Raw genomic sequence first — 18,096 nt, 5'->3', positions numbered from 1 at the left:
GGTCAAGCGACGGCTACGACGTCGAGAATCCGCTGCACCACCCGATCCTGGTCGATGCCGGCGGCTTCGGCTTCAAACGACAGAATGATGCGGTGACGCAACACGTCGAACAGCACCGCCTGAATGTCTTCCGGGCTGACGAAGTCGCGACCGGCTAGCCAGGCGTGGGCCCGGGCGCAACGGTCGAGGGCGATCGAGCCACGTGGACTGGCGCCATAGGCGATCCACTCGGCCATTTCCGGGTCGAACTTGGCCGGGGTGCGCGTGGCCATGACCAGTTGCACCAGGTATTCCTCTACGGCGTCGGCCATGTACAGACCGAGGATTTCCTTGCGCGCGGCGAAGATCGCCTGCTGGCTGACCCGGCGTTCGGGTTTGGTTTCGCCGTTGAGCGCTTCGCCACGGGCCTGTTGCAGGATCCGGCGTTCGACGGCGGCGTCCGGGAAACCGATTTTCACGTGCATCAGGAAGCGATCGAGCTGCGCTTCGGGCAACGGGTAGGTACCTTCCTGCTCGATCGGGTTCTGCGTCGCCATCACCAGAAACAGTGGCGACAGCTCGTAAGTGCTGCGCCCGACGCTGACCTGACGTTCGGCCATGGCTTCGAGCAGCGCCGATTGCACCTTGGCCGGGGCGCGGTTGATTTCGTCCGCCAGCACCAGGTTGTGGAAGATCGGTCCTTGCTGGAACACGAAACTGCCGGTTTCCGGGCGATAGATCTCGGTGCCGGTGATGTCGGCCGGCAGCAGGTCCGGGGTGAACTGAATGCGATGGAACTGGGCTTCGATGCCCTCGGCGAGTTCTTTGATCGCTTTGGTCTTGGCCAGACCCGGAGCGCCCTCGACCAGCATATGGCCGTCGGCGAGCAGGGCGATGAGCAAACGCTCGATGAGTTTTTCCTGGCCGAGAATCTGCGTTGAAAGAAAGGTTCGCAGCGCCAGCAGCGCTTCACGATGTTCCATCGGTGACTGTTCCTGGAAAGGGTGGCCGCAGGCGTTCGGATAACGCCGGGGCTGGGGGCGTTACTTTAATCCATCGAGGGGTGCGGCGACTAACGGCATTTTGCGCAAAGTGCGGGAAATGACTGGGGGATTTGTTGGGATTTTGTAGCAGGGGAGTGATTGGTTGCCCGTACCGGCCCTATCGCGAGCAGGCTCACTCCTACAATGGAACGTCGTACACCATACCTGTAGGAGTGAGCCTGCTCGCGATGAGGCCAGTCCAGCCGATATCAAATCTGGCTGATATAGGTCCCGGTGCCATCCAGGATGTTCTTCAGGGTTTCTTCAACTTCAGCCAGATCAACCATGTCCGGATTGAAGGTAATTTCCAGCACATCATCGCCATTCAACGCATCGGCATCCGCCGCTGCGATCTCGATCTTCAGCAGGGTCTTGCTCAGGGTGACTTTCACGCCGTCGAGCGTCGAAGGCTCGCCATCCAGGGTGATCTCCAGCTCGTCCTCGTCCGGATAGCGGCTCATCAGAAACATGTCGCCCTTGTCGCTATGGCAGCAGAGCATGGCCATGTTGTCTTCTTCGTCGTCGCACGGGTTGACGATCAGTAGGGCGGTGGTCATTTGCATGGGGGAATTCCTGGCCGAGGGGCGCTAAGTGCAATCGAAAGCGCGATTTTGCCAGCCTTGGCGCATTTGCGCTGCTCTCTTGCGTGGGTTGCTTTGTTGATGCCTGCAACAAGAGGGTGCGTGAAACCTGGCGGAATCAATGAACAAGGAAAATTCCGACAGATGAATTCTGGGTTGAGGGTTGAAATTTCTGAGGACGCCGCAGGAAAAATTACTTGTTTGGACTTGGCAGCCGTTTTCTGCTTTTTCGCTTGTTTTATCGCCACGATTGTCATTATTTTGCGGTTCGAACGCAAAGGAGTGCGTCAACACAAACTAAAAAAAGGACCTCTTTCGATGCATCCGTATTTCGAACGCGCTGAGGAAATTGCACACCTGTCCGACGATCAGATCGAGCAGATTTATCAGCGATATCTGGACGGGGAAAAAAGCGCTGCGCTTCTGGTCGAGTATCAGATCCCTGCCACTGTTCGCAGCTTGCTCAAGGTTTTGCCGCCGATTGTCAGTCAGGATCTGAAGTGCCCTTATTGCGATGTGCCGATGTGGGTACGTCGGCACGCCCGGGGCACTCCGGTCTCGCAGCGTCATCCTTACAAGTGCATAAGGTGCGAGCACCGATACTCAGCATCCGCCCGCCATGGCCGACGCATGGCGTGTACTTGCCAGGCATGTTGCCAGGTTCATCAGCAACAATTGGCGGCGCAGGCCGAGCGTGATCGACGCGAACTTGAATCGCGCTTCGGTGTACCGAGTCCCGCGGTGCCGTATTCGACCCTTGGGTTTGTGCAGAAACTGACGTTGCTGGCCTTGCTTGACGATGGCAATGGCAGCCATCCCGAATGGATCGCGCCGTTGAGCGCGACATCCCGAAGCGAACATCTGGCACCGAGCGTCGAGGCCAGCGAGGAAAGATTGAAGAGTCTGCACGAGGCTGGCGTGTTAACGGTCGCGACGAGCTCTGATATCAGGGCCTTCGATCGCACTGAGGGTTGCAGTATCAGTGACTATTCTGCAGTGCGCTGGCAGCCTAATGTGGCACTCGGCGGAGTTGCGCGCTGTAATCGGGAAAGCCTGTACCTGACGCTATATCAGGAGTTATCCGGCGAGATTCAGGTCGCCTGGAAGAGCGAACTCTACGGGCTGATTTTCGATCTGGCCCGAGAAGAATCGCTTCAATACATCCGTGTGCTGGCCAACGAAGTCAGTTTTTCGTTCACGGCCGAGGCGCGTGCCGAAACGGTTGTGGGGCAACTCCTGCAGGATTTTTCCGTAAGCCAGCTCTACTACTTCGCCCGCCTGGCAGTAAAAAACGCTGCGCACTTCTACGCCACCGGCAACTCCAAAGGTCGCAATCACGCGTCCAACACCATCCCGCGCAACATGCTCGGGACCGCTCAGGATGCCCTGACTCGGAACTGGCGCAAAAACGCACACCGTGATTCGCGGGTACCGCAATCGGCGTTGCATCGGCTGTTGTACGACGTAGTGCTCAAGGACAGCGGTGCCGGGTTTTCCAAGTCGCCGGGAATGTATTGGCGCGATGAGCTGGTACCGCAGTTCTTCTCCCGTGCAGCTTTTGACAGCGACCTGCTCGGTCATTTGAGGCTGTTTTGCCGAGAGTGTGACTCCAGCAATATCGACGCCAGCATGGATAAATTGATCCTGAAAACCCTGTGTTACGACTGTGCCACGGTTAGCAAATTCAGGGCGTTCGAGGAGCTGCCTGACTGATGTTGATGGGACTGTAAACAGCTCAGGAAAAAGGGAAGGCATAGCGCTCAATGAGAGTGGCGGCGTTCCCTTTTTTCCTTCCAGTTCTTGATCAGCAAGTACGGAAAGTAAAAAAAGATTCGATGGATCAGAAATGGGATAACAAAGAAAAGTATCAACATGCCTGAAGAGAATATCGAGTAAAACAATATGTTTTGTCCAAACAGGTTTCCATATTTTCCGGTGCCTTTTCCAAGATCTGTTTCGGTTAAATAAAAAGCTAATATAAAAAACATAATCATAAAGGCTGTAAAGAATATTCCGGTGATGAATCGAGTTAAAATCCTGTTTTTGTACTGGGCCGGGTCAATCTTCATTGTTTTGTAAATTTTGTAGAATAGAATTGGCGCAAATATTGGCCCAACAGCCGCTACATAGTTTGCGGTTGCTTTGGAGCTGAAGGGAAATAAGGAAGACCAGAATCCGCTCAAGCCGAAAAGCTGGTTGTCCAGGAAGTCGTTGATGGCAAAATCCAGGCTGCTTTGCGGGAGTGCAGGAAGAAGAAGGTTTATAAAAAATATCGGCGCGCAGAAAAGGGAAATCAATAATGGAGGTACAGTCAGTTCAGGCGGGTTTTTATTCATCTTGGTGTTCTCCAGTAGGCTGGCTGTGTTGTCTGTTTAACAGAGCCAGCCGGAAGGCTGGCCCGTTACAGATGTTTGCTATCCGTTTGAGGACGCGCTATTGAACTGATCAAGAATCAGTGTATTTATTTTTTCCACGTTATCAGCGCTCAAGAAGGCTGCTGCCAAGGCAATCAATAAGCCGACTACCACGATGCCGGGTACGGTGGTGAGCAGGGCTGGGGAAAAGCTGGCGGCGGTCACTGCCAGTAGTGCGCCTGCCCCCATACCAGCCGCAATACTCTCAAGCTCCAGCATCAACGGTTTCCAATTGCCTTCTTGGAAACCAATCGCAGTTTTCTCGATCACCGAGTGCGCCTGCACGATTTTTCCGGTTACGCCAAATCCTTTGGCGAGCCGATTGACACTGTCCATGTAGGACGCCTTGTCCAGTGCGTTCAGTGCGTCGACAACCGCACGGGTATCCTGCGGGCTGAGCTTTGCATTCGGGTTGGTTCGCACCTGCTCGAACGTTCGCAGCGCTTTGTTGTAGCTCCTGATCTTTTTCCCTGATACATCCTTTTGAAGATCCATCACCACTTGATGCAGGTTGGCGCCGTATTTCTCGAGGATGAATTTGTTCGCGTCGGCGACGTAAGCCACCGCGCGTTTGTAGTCATCAATACGTTTGGCCTCCGCTTCAGCAGCGATCCGTTGTTTTTCTTCCTCCAGTCGCAGAGCAGCCTGACGCGCCTGCTCTTGTCTTTGCGCCTCTTCAGCTTGTCGCGCAGCTTCGGCGGCCTGCTGTTGGGCGAGGGCCTCGGCCTGTCGCCGAGCTATTTCGGCATACAGTCTGGTCTGGCGGTCTTGAAGATTTGCGATTTGTTCGTTCAGAAGCATGGCGTCGTAAGTGGCTTGTAACTTCGCATATTGTTGCGACGTTTTAATATCTCTTAATTTTTGCTGCAGTTCGGTATTTTTTTGAAAAAGCAATTCATTGACAATGTTGGTGGCTTTGTTTAGCCATGTATCGGGAGTGGGGTGGGGCAGCGGTGGGTGTCTGCTGTCTATAATGTTCAGCTCTGTTTGCAAGCCTTGCTCTAAATTGCGCTTTTTTTCCAGATAGTCACTTTCTATCGCCAGTGTGAGCCCATGCATCGGGTTGCCCAGCGGATAGTTCTTGAGAATATCTCCGCGAATGGTGCCAGGGTTCAAATTGATGATTTCCCAGGAGCCATCGCCGTAGATTATTGTTGTCGGAAGTTCAAGTTGTCGCATGTGTTGATTCCTTTCTTTGATAGAGACCCGTTCCGTGGGTCGGTTTGATAACTGATGTCTGGTTTTTTATGAGGTGCGCTTATATAGATAGCACTGCCGATTTTTGCGTTCAAATCGTGCTGTAGGAATTCGGTCTTCAAATTATGTGAGACATTTCTTGTCAGTTTGTAAGGATTCTTTAGTGTGTTTCTACTTGTTGTTTTTATTGGTTTTTTGGTGCGAATAATCGAAGGCTGTGTAAGCTTTGGCTGGGTGATTTTCCAAGGAGGAAAGGTGTGGCAGGAACGAATTTCAGGTAATCGGTCATTTCAGGTGCGCTTGCCTGTTGAACGGCCACCTGAAGCGCGAGAATTCTCTTTGGCTGCTAATGTTTACCGGTGCGCGGGGCCGCGTTTACGTGCCAATGACCGAATATGTCGCAGCACCGCAAGCAGACACATTGTCGCACCCATTAAGCTGCGCAACGGATGAGCACCCGTAAAGACATTGTCGGCAGCCTCGACAGTCGTTTTTGCAGATGCCCATTCAATGGAAGGTGAATGTGACCTGAGTGTCTCGTCCAGCTTCACCCACCTGTCCCCCTGTTTCCTCTGCCCGAGAATCAGGAACAGGGCGACACAAGCCCCGAAAGGGGTGTTGCACGCGACGCTTTCCATCAATAACAAGCTTAAGCGGAGTACCACAGATGGCGTTCTTCACCGCAGCCAGCAAAGCCGACTTCCAGCACCAACTGCAAGCGGCACTGGCGCAGCACATCAGTGAACAGGCACTGCCACAAGTGGCGCTGTTCGCTGAACAATTCTTCGGCATCATTTCCCTGGACGAGCTGACTCAACGTCGCCTCTCCGACCTCGCTGGCTGTACTCTTTCCGCGTGGCGCCTGCTTGAGCGCTTCGATCACGCGCAACCGCAAGTGCGCGTCTACAACCCCGATTACGAACGCCACGGCTGGCAGTCGACCCACACCGCTGTCGAGGTGCTGCACCACGACCTGCCGTTTCTGGTCGACTCGGTCCGCACCGAGCTGAACCGCCGCGGCTACAGCATCCACACCCTGCAGACCACCGTGCTCAGCGTGCGTCGCGGCAGCAAGGGCGAACTGCTGGAAATCCTGCCGAAGGGCAGCACCGGCGAAGGCGTGCTGCACGAGTCGCTGATGTACCTGGAAATCGACCGCTGCGCCAATGCGGCCGAACTGAATGTGCTGAGCAAAGAGCTGGAGCAGGTGCTCGGTGAAGTGCGCGTCGCGGTCGCTGATTTCGAGCCGATGAAGGCCAAGGTGCAGGAGATCCTCACCAAGCTCGATCACAGCGCATTTGCCGTCGATGCCGACGAAAAGACCGAAATCAAGAGCTTCCTGGAATGGCTGGTGGGCAACCACTTCACCTTCCTCGGCTACGAAGAGTTCACCGTTGTCGATCAGGCCGATGGCGGCCACATCGAATACGACCAGAATTCCTTCCTCGGTCTGACCAAACTGCTGCGCACCGGTCTGACCAACGAAGACCGGCACATCGAAGACTACGCAGTGAACTACCTGCGCGAACCGACCCTGCTGTCGTTCGCCAAGGCTGCGCACCCGAGCCGTGTACATCGTCCGGCCTACCCGGACTACGTGTCGATCCGTGAAATCGACGCCGACGGCCACGTCATCAAGGAACACCGCTTCATGGGCCTGTACACCTCGTCGGTGTATGGCGAGAGCGTGCGGGTCATTCCGTTCATCCGTCGCAAGGTCGAAGAAATCGAACGCCGCTCCGGCTTCCAGTCCAAGGCTCACCTGGGCAAGGAACTGGCGCAGGTACTCGAAGTGCTGCCGCGTGACGACCTGTTCCAGACTCCGGTCGATGAACTGTTCAGCACCGTGATGTCGATCGTGCAGATCCAGGAACGCAACAAGATCCGCGTGTTCCTGCGCAAAGACCCGTACGGTCGCTTCTGCTACTGCCTGGCCTACGTGCCGCGCGACATCTATTCCACCGAAGTGCGCCAGAAGATCCAGCAGGTGCTGATGGAGCGCCTGAAGGCCACCGACTGCGAGTTCTGGACCTTCTTCTCCGAGTCCGTGCTGGCTCGCGTGCAACTGATCCTGCGCGTCGATCCGAAGAACCGCATCGACATCGATCCGCTGCTGCTGGAAAAAGAAGTTGTACAGGCCTGCCGCAGCTGGCAGGACGACTACGCCGCACTGACCGTCGAAAGCTTCGGCGAAGCCCACGGTACCAACGTGCTGGCGGATTTCCCGAAAGGCTTCCCGGCCGGCTACCGCGAGCGTTTCGCGGCGCATTCGGCCGTGGTCGACATGCAGCACCTGCTGAGCCTGAACGAAAAAAATCCACTGGTGATGAGCTTCTATCAGCCGTTGGGCCAGGTTTCCGGCCAACGCGAGCTGCATTGCAAGCTGTACCACGCCGACACCCCGCTGGCGCTGTCCGACGTGTTGCCGATTCTGGAAAACCTCGGTCTGCGCGTGCTGGGTGAGTTCCCGTACCGTCTGCGCCACACCAACGGTCGCGAGTTCTGGATTCATGACTTCGCGTTCACTGCGGCGGAAGGTCTGGAGCTGGATATCCAGCAACTCAACGACACCCTGCAGGACGCATTCGTCCACATCGTCCGTGGCGATGCCGAGAACGATGCGTTCAACCGTCTGGTGCTGACCGCCGGTCTGCCATGGCGCGACGTGGCGCTGCTGCGTGCCTACGCGCGTTACCTGAAGCAGATCCGACTGGGCTTCGACCTGGGTTACATCGCCAGCACCCTGAACAACCACACCGACATCGCTCGCGAGCTGACCCGGTTGTTCAAGACCCGTTTCTACCTGGCGCGCAAGCTGGGCAGCGATGATCTGGAAGACAAGCAACAGCGTCTGGAACAAGCGATTCTGACCGCACTGGACGACGTTCAGGTGCTCAACGAAGACCGCATCCTGCGTCGTTACCTGGACCTGATCAAAGCCACCCTGCGCACCAACTTCTATCAGACTGATGCCAACGGCCAGAACAAGTCGTACTTCAGCTTCAAGTTCAACCCGCACGCGATCCCTGAGCTGCCGAAGCCGGTACCGAAGTTCGAAATCTTCGTTTACTCACCACGCGTCGAAGGCGTGCACCTGCGCTTCGGTAACGTGGCGCGCGGTGGTCTGCGCTGGTCCGACCGTGAAGAAGACTTCCGTACCGAAGTCCTCGGCCTGGTAAAAGCCCAGCAAGTGAAGAACTCGGTCATCGTGCCAGTGGGTGCGAAGGGCGGCTTCCTGCCGCGTCGCCTGCCACTGGGCGGCAGCCGTGACGAGATCGCGGCCGAAGGCATCGCCTGCTACCGCATCTTCATTTCCGGTCTGCTGGACATCACCGACAACCTGAAAGACGGCGCGCTGGTGCCGCCGGCCAACGTCGTGCGGCATGACGACGATGACCCGTACCTGGTGGTGGCCGCGGACAAGGGCACTGCGACCTTCTCCGACATCGCCAACGGCATCGCCATCGACTACGGCTTCTGGCTGGGTGACGCGTTCGCCTCCGGTGGTTCCGCCGGTTACGACCACAAGAAAATGGGCATTACCGCCAAGGGCGCGTGGGTCGGCGTACAGCGCCACTTCCGCGAGCGCGGCATCAATGTTCAGGAAGACAGCATCACAGTGGTCGGCGTGGGTGACATGGCCGGTGACGTATTCGGTAACGGCCTGTTGATGTCCGACAAGCTGCAACTGGTTGCCGCGTTCAACCACATGCACATCTTCATCGATCCGAACCCGAACCCGGCGACCAGCTTCGTCGAGCGTCAGCGCATGTTCGACCTGCCGCGTTCGGCCTGGACCGACTACGACACCAGCATTATGTCCGAAGGCGGCGGCATCTTCTCGCGCAGCGCGAAGAGCATCGCCATCTCGCCGCAGATGAAAGAACGCTTCGACATCAAGGCCGACAAGCTGACCCCGACCGAACTGCTGAACGCCTTGCTCAAGGCGCCGGTGGATCTGCTGTGGAACGGCGGTATCGGTACTTACGTCAAGGCCAGCACCGAAAGCCATGCCGACGTGGGCGACAAGGCCAACGACGCACTGCGCGTGAACGGCAACGAGCTGCGCTGCAAAGTCGTGGGCGAGGGCGGTAACCTCGGCATGACCCAGCTGGGTCGTGTGGAATTCGGTCTGAATGGCGGCGGTTCCAACACCGACTTCATCGACAACGCCGGTGGCGTGGACTGCTCCGACCACGAAGTGAACATCAAGATCCTGCTGAACGAAGTGGTTCAGGCCGGCGACATGACCGACAAGCAACGCAACCAGTTGCTGGCGAGCATGACCGACGAAGTCGGTGGTCTGGTGCTGGGCAACAACTACAAGCAGACTCAGGCTCTGTCCCTGGCCGCGCGTCGTGCCTACGAGCGCATTGCCGAGTACAAGCGTCTGATGAGCGATCTGGAAGGCCGTGGCAAGCTGGACCGTGCCATCGAGTTCTTGCCGACCGAAGAGCAGATCAACGAGCGCGTTGCGGCAGGTCATGGCCTGACCCGTCCCGAGCTGTCGGTGCTGATCTCGTACAGCAAGATCGACCTCAAGGAACAGCTGCTGAACTCGCTGGTGCCGGACGACGACTACCTGACCCGCGACATGGAAACGGCGTTCCCGCCGACCCTGGTCAGCAAGTTCTCCGAAGCCATGCGTCGTCACCGTCTGAAGCGCGAGATCGTCAGCACCCAGATCGCCAACGATCTGGTCAACCACATGGGCATCACCTTCGTTCAGCGACTCAAAGAGTCGACCGGCATGAGCCCGGCGAACGTGGCCGGTGCTTACGTGATCGTGCGTGACATCTTCCACCTCCCGCACTGGTTCCGTCAGATCGAAGCGCTGGACTACCAGGTCTCCGCTGACGTGCAACTGGAGCTGATGGACGAGCTGATGCGTCTGGGCCGTCGCGCTACGCGCTGGTTCCTGCGTGCCCGTCGCAACGAGCAGAACGCTGCCCGTGACGTCGCGCACTTTGGTCCGCACCTCAAGGAGCTGGGTCTGAAGCTCGACGAACTGCTGAGCGGCGAAATCCGTGAAAACTGGCAGGCGCGTTATCAGGCTTACGTCGCGGCCGGTGTGCCGGAGTTGCTGGCGCGTATGGTGGCGGGTACCTCGCACCTGTACACCCTGCTGCCGATCATCGAAGCGTCCGACGTCACTGGCCAGGATCCGGCAGAAGTGGCCAAGGCCTACTTCGCCGTGGGCAGTGCGCTGGACATCACCTGGTACCTGCAACAGATCAGCGCGCTGCCGGTTGAAAACAACTGGCAGGCCCTGGCCCGTGAAGCGTTCCGTGACGATGTGGACTGGCAGCAACGTGCGATCACCATCTCTGTCCTGCAACAGGGCGACGGCACTCAGGACGTGGAAGCACGCCTGGCGCTGTGGATGGCACAGCACGAAAGCATGATCGAGCGCTGGCGCGCCATGCTGGTGGAAATCCGTGCTGCGAGCGGCACTGACTACGCCATGTATGCAGTAGCCAACCGTGAACTGCTTGACCTCGCGTTGAGCGGTCAGGCGGTAGTGCCTGCGACTGCTGCGAATGCCGAGCTTGAACTGGCCTGAGTAGTGGTTGAATGAAGAAGCCCCGGTGTCGTGAGATGCCGGGGCTTTTTTGTGTCTGTTGGTTTTGTGGTGGTCGGGCTGGCCCCTTCGCGAGCAGGCTCGCTCCCACATTTGAAATGCATTCCCCCTGTGGGAGCGGGCTTGCTCGCGAAGAGGCTCTCTGGATCAATACAACTTATGTGCTTGTTTGTTATCCAGCATCGACACTTTATCTGTCGGCCTGGTCAATAAACTACTCAGCGACTGATCAAACTTCTGCAACGCCCGAACTTGCACATCTTGCTGTTGATTAATATCCGCGACGATCTCTTCCGAACGTTTGAAGTCCGCCCAAACCGGTGTCAGTTCTTTGGCCTCCGAACCTTTCGCCGTGCCGATGTAATTCAACTTCGCATCATAAAAATCCGCACTGACATCGGCCTTAATGTCGGAGCTGCGCGAGGTAATCAACTGGCTGTGGGTGTCGACGATCGCCACCACATCGGGGTGCGCCGCGCGCAGGCTCTGAATGTCTGGGTACACCGTAACCGAGCCGAACTGCCGTTGCAGCGAGGCCTTGACCCAGTCCACCGCCATGTCCGGTTTCGAGGTGTTGACGTAGGCGTCGTGGATCGGCTGCACCAGCAGGCTCTGGCCGAAACCGGTGCCGGCGTTGGCCTGATAGTCACGCAGGTATTCGCGGTTGGTCAGGGTGCTGGGGCTGTAGACCACGCCCAGTGACACGCCGGGACCGCTTTTCACCTGCGCGGCGCTGCTACGGCCGACCGGTTGGGTGAATAATGTATCGAGGGACGACACCGCTTTCGGCGCGGTGGGTACTGAACAGGCGGACAAGGCTAAAACCGATATCGCCAGGGTACTGGCAAAGGCAAGTTTCATGGTGAGTCTCCCGTGAAGCAACTTCAGTCGGAAAGTCAGCGTTGTCGCGGCTGTGGGTGACGGGCGCACGACAGTTGATTCAGACTAAACCCGCCAACCTGTAAATAAGCTGACAATTTTTCGAGTTGTGGCGATGCATTAGTTTTATTGGCTTTAAGGCGAATCGGTTAATTGCCTCGGGAAATAAAAAGGCGCAAAACAGTGTTTTGCGCCTTTTTATTTATGGCTGTGCCAACAACCATCAGTTTTTCAAGGGGATCAATACTTGCTCGTCCGGGGCCAACACCATGAACACCAGCAACTTCGCCGGTTTGCTGTTGCTGGCATTTTTCGACACCAGATGTTCGGAGCCGGCCGGTTCGTACCAGAACTGGCCTTTCTTGTAGGTGATCGGCTGTTCGCCCTTGACCTGGGAAATCACTTCGCCTTCGAGCACGTAGGCCATGGCGGTGCCGTCGTGTTTGTGGGCGATCGAGGATTGGCCGGGTTTGTAGTCGACTTCGATCATCATGGCTTTCTTGCCGGGGGCGTTCTTCAGCATCTGGTCTTGCAGGACGGTGACTTTTTCCGACGGGTCGTGAGCCAGGGCGGCAGCAGATACAGAAAGGGCGAGAATGGCGGTGAAGAGGTGCAGGGCTTTCATGTTCGATCACCAGTTGGGGAGGGGTGGTGACCACAGTAGTCTGCGGGGTGGGGTATTCAAACGGCCAATATTCGGGAAGATCGGGTGACCAATCAGTCGTTCGGCGGTGCAGCTGAATACGTCTTCGCGAGCAAGCCCGCTCCCACAGTTGATCGCATTCCAATGTGGGAGCGGGCTTGCTCGCGAAGGGGGCAGATCAGACGATCGGGAAACTGTTGAAATCCACACTATTTGCCAAGCGGCTATCAATCAGGTCGATAAACCCCTGCGCTTCGGGCCGGTTGAAGTGCGCCTGCATCGCCGCTTCCGACTGCCAGCGTGCACTCACCGTCCAGCGCTGGCTGTCCTCGGGGCAGCGGTCGACCATGTAGGCGTCGCAGCCCGGTGTCTGGCGCAGGGTGTCGACGATCTTCTGCAACTGTCGGCCGAGTTCTTCCGAACGCCCGGCGGCGGCGCGCACCTGGACGGTGTTGATCACTTCGTTGGACATTGCTCACACTCCTGAATCAGGCCGGACGAATCCTGCTCATTGAGGGATAACGCCTGTGCAGAATAGGCCTGCACCTGCTGATCACCAATAACCAATCGGCGGTTAATCGCCCAGACCAATCATTCACGCCACTTGTTGCAGAATGTCGCGCAGGCGATCCAGAGCGGTGTCGATATCGAGGGTTTCAATGGCGCCGAAGCCGAAGTACAGGCCGCTCTTCACCGGCTGTTGATAATGAAAAATGTCGATGGAATACAGCCCGACCTCGACTTTTTTCGCCAGTTCGATCACCAGCGTCAGGTCGATCGGCACCTTGCACAGTACCGCCATGTGGAACCCGGCACTGGGCGGTATCGCCTCCAGCCACGGCGCCAGATCCGTGGCCATGCGCGCCAGAATCCGCTCGCGGCGCTGGGCGTAAATCGTGTGACAGCGGCGGATGTGCTTGAGCAGGCAACCTTCGGCGATGAACTTGGCCAGCGCCCATTGCGGCAGGGTCGAGGCGTGCAGGTCGGTGAGTTGTTTGGCGCGGATCACCGCCTCGAGAATCGCCGGCGGCAGGATCGCGTAACCCAGGCGCAACTCCGGCAGCAGGGTCTTGGAGAAGGTGCCGACGTAGGCAACGATGCCGCGCTGATCGAGGCTGAACAGTGAGTCCGTAGGCCGCCCTTCGTAGCGGAACTCGCTGTCGTAGTCGTCCTCGATGATGATCGCGCCTAGCTCATAAGCCCTGGCGAGTAAGGCCTCGCGGCGCGCCTGGCTCATCGGCATGCCCAGCGGGAACTGGTGCGACGGCGTGACATAAATCATCCGCGTGCCCTCGGGAATCTGCTCGACCACAATCCCCTCGGCATCCACCGGGATTCCGACCACCTCGGCGCCGTGGGTGCCGAACAGCAGGCGCGCGGGCGGATAACCCGGGTCTTCCATCGCCACTCGACTACCGGGGCTGATCAGCACGCGGGTGATCAAGTCCAGCGCCTGTTGCGCGCCGTTGCACACCACGATGTCCTCGTCCTGACAGTTGATCCCGCGCGAAAACGCGATGTGCCGGGCAATCGCATTGCGCAGCGCCGGCAGGCCTTCGGGCACGCTGTAGAAACCTTTGGAGCCGGCCATCTGGCGCATCGCGTGCGACACGCAACGGCGCCAGTCGTCATGCGGGAACTGGCCCTTGCTGGTGGCGCCGCCGATGAAGTCGTAGCGCAACGAACCTTCCAGCGACGGGTGGCGCAAGAACACCGGCAGATTGCGCCAGCGCTCGATCACCTCGGCGCTGGCCAGTTCGGTGTGGCTTTGCTTGCGCTGAATCTGCGCCGGGCGGGCGTTGACGTACGTGCCTTTGCCGATCACCCCGGTGAGAAAGTTTTCGTAAGTCAGCTGCGCGTAGGTGTCGGAAATGGTCTTGCGCGAGATCCCCAGTTGCTCGGCCAGCAGACGGCTGGGCGGCAACTGCGTGCCGGCGGCCAGGCGCCCGGACTCGATGGCGCCGCGCAACTGGTTGTATAGCTGGCCGGCGAGGTCCTTGCGGCCATTGATCACGACGTGAAGTTCCATACCGACGCGGCTCCGGAGGGCGATTGAAGTGTCGGCCAGATTAACGCTGTTGGGTGATTGGCAGTAGTTGCGCAGCACAAAAACCCGAAATTGGTCACCGTCCCCCTTGTAGGAGTGAGCCTGCTCGCGATGACGTCGGCACATCCAACATGGCGGTGACTGAATGACCACTATCGCGAGCAGGCTCACTCCTACAAGGTTGCGTGTTTGGCGGGCGGCAGTGGTGTAGCGATATTCCGTGGAATTGGGGCTGTAACGCCGACAGCGCTGCGATTACCGTGAACTCATCATTTCGCTTCCCGAGAGCTGCCATGTCCCCGCGTCTGGACTACTACAACGCATCGCCCAAGGCGATGAAAGCGATGATTGCCATGGAGGCGCTGACCAGCGACCTGAGCATCGAGGCGCCGCTGTTGCAACTGATCAGGATCCGCGCCTCGCAGCTCAACGGCTGCGCGTTCTGCACCGACATGCATTCGGTGGACGCGCGGCGGGCCGGGGAGAGTGAGCGGCGTTTGTATGCGATCGCGGTGTGGCGCGACAGCGGCTTTTTCAATCCGCGTGAGCGGGCGGCGTTGGCCTGGGCCGAGGCGGTGACGTTGTTGGCCGAGAGTCATGTGCCGGATGATGTTTATCAGTTGGCCAAAGCGCAATTCAGCGAAGCCGAACTGGTGGATCTGACCATGGCCGTCACCACCATCAACAGCTGGAATCGTCTGGCCGTGAGCTTTCGCCAAACCCCGAGCGATTGACGTGCATACCCTGTAATTGGGGTATTTCTAGTGATTGAGGTATTCCTTGTGGTGAGGGGATTTATCCCCGATGTCCTGCGCAGCAGGCCCAACACTATCCGCCGCGGGTCCTTCAGATAAACCGAGTCAGCGGGATTGACGACTGCTGCGCAGCCGATCGGGGATAAATCCCCTCGCCACAGGTGTGTTTCCCCTTCCTTTAGGTGTGTGAGTTTCTTAGCCTCAGGTATTTGACTCATTTATTGGTTAATGGGGATGTTCCGTTATTGGCGGGTGGGCGTTGTGGTTTGACTGAGGTGCCGAAGGTGTTGCCCATGCGTGTTCCAGTTGCGGCCGGGGTTGCGAGGCCAACCTGATTTGGTGGCCGTTTGTTCACGGAAACGTTCATTGCTTCCTGATTCTTCTGCGCAGCGGCAGCGCCTTCGGGATTGTTGCCCATCTGCTGACTCAGACAATCATAATTCGGCGCCTTGTAGCCACCCACCGTCACCTCCACACAGCCCAGCGGCTGTTCGGCGTGGGCGCTGGCGAAGGCGCTCAGCAGCAGCCCGCCGAGGGCGAATTTCCACAGTGATTTCATGCAAGCCTCCTGGCCGGCCCGAAGCGGCCGTTCTCTGATTGCAGTCTAGTGCAAGCCTTGGGCGAATCCCGTGATGGTTTTTTTGCACCGCCCGTCACACCAGATTCATAAACAGCCATCAGGATGACGGTTTTCAGGGGTACGTGAGCCGTGCAGCGAGGCAGTTCCAGGGACGGTCTTCAGCGTTCAGCGACTCTTGTGCGCCGGGTGAGTCTGGGGCTGCTGCTTGGCTGGTTCAGCGGCGCTGCGACAGCCGAACCGGTGCCGGCCGACTTGCGCATGACGCTGCACATTCCGGCGCAGGACCTGGCCCGGGCGCTGGATCAGTACAGCCACGCTACCGGGGTGGCGGTGCTGGTCGACAGTCAGTTGAGTCGTGGCCGGCGCTCATTGGCGGTCGATGGCGAATACACCGCTGCCGACGCCTTGCGCCGTTTGCTCGGCGGCAGCGGCCTGATGGCGCGTTATGCCCGCGACGACGCGTTCACCTTGCAGGTGGCGCAGGTCGAGGATGTGCCGTCGGCCCTGGACAAAACCACGCCGGCTAGCGCCGCTGTGAGTCGCAGCTACGCCACCGCCGTACAAGCGGCGATCGAGCGCAACCTGTGCCGTTCGCCGCTGACCCGTCCCGGCAGTTATCGCGCGGTGTTGCAGGTCTGGGTCGGGCGCGACGGCGTGGTGCAGCACAACCGGTTGGTCACCACCACCGGTGATGTACGGCGCGATACCGCGCTGGTGGAGAGCTTTCGCAATCTCAGGATCGACCGGCCGACGCCCAGCGCGTTGCGTCAGCCGGTCACGTTGCTGTTGTTACCGGAGTCGTCAGGGAAACGCATGGAATGCACCAAATGGGAAGGAGTTTCCGGGGGATGAAAGACACCGGACAAGGTTCGATGGTCCAGCTGTTCCTGACGTCCTACGAGGACTTCCGGGTGCGCTTGCGACGCCGTCTCGGCTCGGAAGACCTGGCCAACGACGTGCTGCACGAAACCTACCTGCGGGTCGACCGCATGGAAACGCCGCCGAACCTGCTGCGGCCCAACGCCTACCTCTATCGCATGGCCCTGAACATCGCCGCCGACCGCCGTCAGGCCGATGCGCGCCTGCTCACCGGCGAGGAAGTCGAAGAGCTGCTGCAGATCGGCGACGAGGCTCTGGATCCGGCGCGAGTGGTCGGTGGGCAAAAGGAAATTCAGTCGCTGCTCAGCGCCCTTTACGAGCTGCCAGCGCGGCGTCGCAGAATCTTCATCGCGGCGCGGCTGGAGGAGGCGCCACACCTGGAAATCTCCCAGCGCTTCGGCATCTCCACACGCATGGTCGAAAAGGAAATCAAAGCCGCATTGGGCTTCTGCGCCGCGAAACTGGAAAGAAAAGTGTTTCAGCGGTTCGGTCGCGGGGCCGGAAAACCGTCTTCTGAATAGTGCCCGATCAATTCGTTGAGAATCTGCGCGTTTGAACATCTTTCGACTGACACCTGCCGAGCCATCGGCGGCCGACAAACTGCACAGCGAAGCCCACGACTGGTTGGTCCTGCTGACCTCCGGCCGCGCCACCGTGGCCGACGCCCGCGCCTTGCGCCAGTGGTGCGCGCAGAGCGCCGAACATGCTCAGGCTTTCGAGCAGGCCAAGGTGTTGTGGCACAACCTGCAGCCTGCCGCTGAAAGGCTGCAGTCGCCTCGGCGATTCGGTCGTCGGGCGTTTCTCGGTGGCGCCATCGCGGCATCGGCGGCGTTCCTGCTGGTGCGCGGGACGATTCCGGGTGGCTTCGAAGGGCTCGGCGCCGATTACATCACCGAAGTTGGCCAGCAGAAGCGTTTCGAACCGGCCGACGGCGTGCGCCTGGAACTTAACACCCAGACCCGCATCAACCAGCGTTCTGGCGATGATGGCGTGCAAGGTTTTGAGCTGGTCAGCGGTGAGGTTGAAGTGCAGACCGCGCGGCTGCCATTGGCGATGCAGGCCGGGGGAGGGTGGTTACGGGCGAGCCAAGCGCGGTTCAATTTGCGCAACACCGATCAACAGGTCTGCGTGACGTGCCTCGATGGTTCGGTGGACGTCAATGTCGATGGCCGCAGCCTGCGCCTGCAGCCCGGTGAACAACTAACCTACGACGCGCAGCAAGTGGGCGCAGTACAAAGCGTCGACACCGCCGCAGTGATGAACTGGCGCCAACAGGTACTGGTATTCAACGGCGCAACCCTCAGCCAGATGATCGACGAAATCAACCGCTACCGCCCCGGCATGCTGCTACTGCTCAACCGCGAACTCGGCCAACGCCGCGTCCAGGCCCGCTTCAGCCTCGACCAACTCGCCGGCGTCGCCCTGCTGATCCGCGATGCCTACGGCGTCAAATGCACAGAGCTACCCGGCGGCGTCGTCGTCCTCAGCTAACCCCAATCCCACTAACCCCACCACCCC

General features: G+C 58.6%; 15 protein-coding genes. 6 read left to right on the top strand and 9 right to left on the bottom strand.

Translation table 11 applies throughout. The features are described from left to right. Window positions 1-2: 2 nt before the first annotated feature. A complete protein-coding gene (locus ACM6I7_RS08040; protein ID WP_003218556.1) occupies window positions 3-962 on the bottom strand; it encodes an AAA family ATPase in 960 nt (319 codons plus the stop codon). A 269-nt stretch (window positions 963-1,231) separates the two neighbouring features. Then, window positions 1,232-1,585 (bottom strand): hypothetical protein, encoded by a 354-nt coding sequence (locus tag ACM6I7_RS08035; protein WP_011334588.1) that lies wholly within the window; start codon window positions 1,583-1,585, stop codon window positions 1,232-1,234. Between the two features lie 120 nt (window positions 1,586-1,705). Here ACM6I7_RS08035 and ACM6I7_RS08030 point away from each other — a divergent pair, with 120 nt between their 5' ends. Next, complete coding sequence (locus ACM6I7_RS08030; RefSeq protein WP_414888309.1) at window positions 1,706-3,316, top strand: hypothetical protein; 1,611 nt, start codon at window positions 1,706-1,708, stop codon at window positions 3,314-3,316. 47 nt (window positions 3,317-3,363) lie between these two features. Here the strand turns inward: ACM6I7_RS08030 and cui are convergent, their stop codons facing one another. After that, window positions 3,364-3,939, bottom strand: a complete 576-nt coding sequence (gene cui / locus ACM6I7_RS08025; RefSeq protein ID WP_414888308.1) for a colicin immunity protein Cui — start codon at window positions 3,937-3,939, stop codon at window positions 3,364-3,366. Window positions 3,940-4,017: 78 nt separating this feature from the next. Then, window positions 4,018-5,196 carry a colicin-like pore-forming protein gene (locus ACM6I7_RS08020; RefSeq protein ID WP_414888307.1) on the bottom strand — a complete coding sequence of 393 codons (1,179 nt, stop codon included), beginning with the start codon at window positions 5,194-5,196 and terminating at the stop codon, window positions 4,018-4,020. A 685-nt stretch (window positions 5,197-5,881) separates the two neighbouring features. Here ACM6I7_RS08020 and ACM6I7_RS08015 point away from each other — a divergent pair. Continuing rightward, complete coding sequence (locus ACM6I7_RS08015) at window positions 5,882-10,777, top strand: NAD-glutamate dehydrogenase (RefSeq protein ID WP_414888306.1); 4,896 nt, start codon at window positions 5,882-5,884, stop codon at window positions 10,775-10,777. A gap of 165 nt (window positions 10,778-10,942) precedes the next feature. On the opposite strand, the gene ACM6I7_RS08010 is transcribed toward ACM6I7_RS08015, so the two are convergent. From ACM6I7_RS08010 to ACM6I7_RS07995, 4 genes are all read right to left on the bottom strand, one after another. Continuing rightward, a complete protein-coding gene (locus tag ACM6I7_RS08010) occupies window positions 10,943-11,656 on the bottom strand; it encodes an ATPase (protein WP_414888305.1) in 714 nt (237 codons plus the stop codon). A gap of 241 nt (window positions 11,657-11,897) precedes the next feature. Next, window positions 11,898-12,299 (bottom strand): cupin domain-containing protein, encoded by a 402-nt coding sequence (locus ACM6I7_RS08005; RefSeq protein WP_150368722.1) that lies wholly within the window; start codon window positions 12,297-12,299, stop codon window positions 11,898-11,900. A 196-nt stretch (window positions 12,300-12,495) separates the two neighbouring features. Continuing rightward, window positions 12,496-12,789: a putative quinol monooxygenase gene (locus ACM6I7_RS08000; RefSeq protein ID WP_003225668.1), complete on the bottom strand. Its 294-nt coding sequence runs from the start codon at window positions 12,787-12,789 to the stop codon at window positions 12,496-12,498. A gap of 123 nt (window positions 12,790-12,912) precedes the next feature. Continuing rightward, a complete protein-coding gene (locus ACM6I7_RS07995; protein WP_414888304.1) occupies window positions 12,913-14,346 on the bottom strand; it encodes a PLP-dependent aminotransferase family protein in 1,434 nt (477 codons plus the stop codon). Window positions 14,347-14,657: 311 nt separating this feature from the next. Here ACM6I7_RS07995 and ACM6I7_RS07990 point away from each other — a divergent pair, with 311 nt between their 5' ends. Next, window positions 14,658-15,098, top strand: coding sequence for a carboxymuconolactone decarboxylase family protein (locus tag ACM6I7_RS07990; protein ID WP_095136362.1), 441 nt, complete (start codon window positions 14,658-14,660; stop codon window positions 15,096-15,098). Between the two features lie 235 nt (window positions 15,099-15,333). Here the strand turns inward: ACM6I7_RS07990 and ACM6I7_RS07985 are convergent, their stop codons facing one another. Next, the gene (locus tag ACM6I7_RS07985) at window positions 15,334-15,678 is read right to left on the bottom strand and encodes a hypothetical protein (protein ID WP_414888303.1); all 345 of its coding nucleotides are present in this window, start codon (window positions 15,676-15,678) and stop codon (window positions 15,334-15,336) included. Window positions 15,679-15,885: 207 nt separating this feature from the next. On the opposite strand from ACM6I7_RS07985, the gene ACM6I7_RS07980 reads away from it, so the two are divergent. From ACM6I7_RS07980 to ACM6I7_RS07970, 3 genes are read left to right on the top strand one after another with little or no spacing between them, the layout of a single operon-like run. Continuing rightward, window positions 15,886-16,551 carry a secretin and TonB N-terminal domain-containing protein gene (locus ACM6I7_RS07980; RefSeq protein ID WP_256582016.1) on the top strand — a complete coding sequence of 222 codons (666 nt, stop codon included), beginning with the start codon at window positions 15,886-15,888 and terminating at the stop codon, window positions 16,549-16,551. Continuing rightward, complete coding sequence (locus tag ACM6I7_RS07975) at window positions 16,548-17,099, top strand: RNA polymerase sigma factor (RefSeq protein ID WP_027613107.1); 552 nt, start codon at window positions 16,548-16,550, stop codon at window positions 17,097-17,099. The genes ACM6I7_RS07980 and ACM6I7_RS07975 overlap by 4 nt, the downstream gene beginning before the upstream one ends. 31 nt (window positions 17,100-17,130) lie before the next feature. After that, the gene (locus ACM6I7_RS07970; protein ID WP_414888302.1) at window positions 17,131-18,069 is read left to right on the top strand and encodes a FecR family protein; all 939 of its coding nucleotides are present in this window, start codon (window positions 17,131-17,133) and stop codon (window positions 18,067-18,069) included. Window positions 18,070-18,096 lie beyond the last annotated feature (27 nt).

Origin of the sequence: Pseudomonas sp. IT-93MI4 (assembly GCF_949767635.1) — a bacterium.
Classification (GTDB): domain Bacteria; phylum Pseudomonadota; class Gammaproteobacteria; order Pseudomonadales; family Pseudomonadaceae; genus Aquipseudomonas; species Aquipseudomonas putida_A.
Note: the sequence above shows the minus strand (reverse complement) of the source record. Positions and strands in the feature narration are given on the sequence as shown.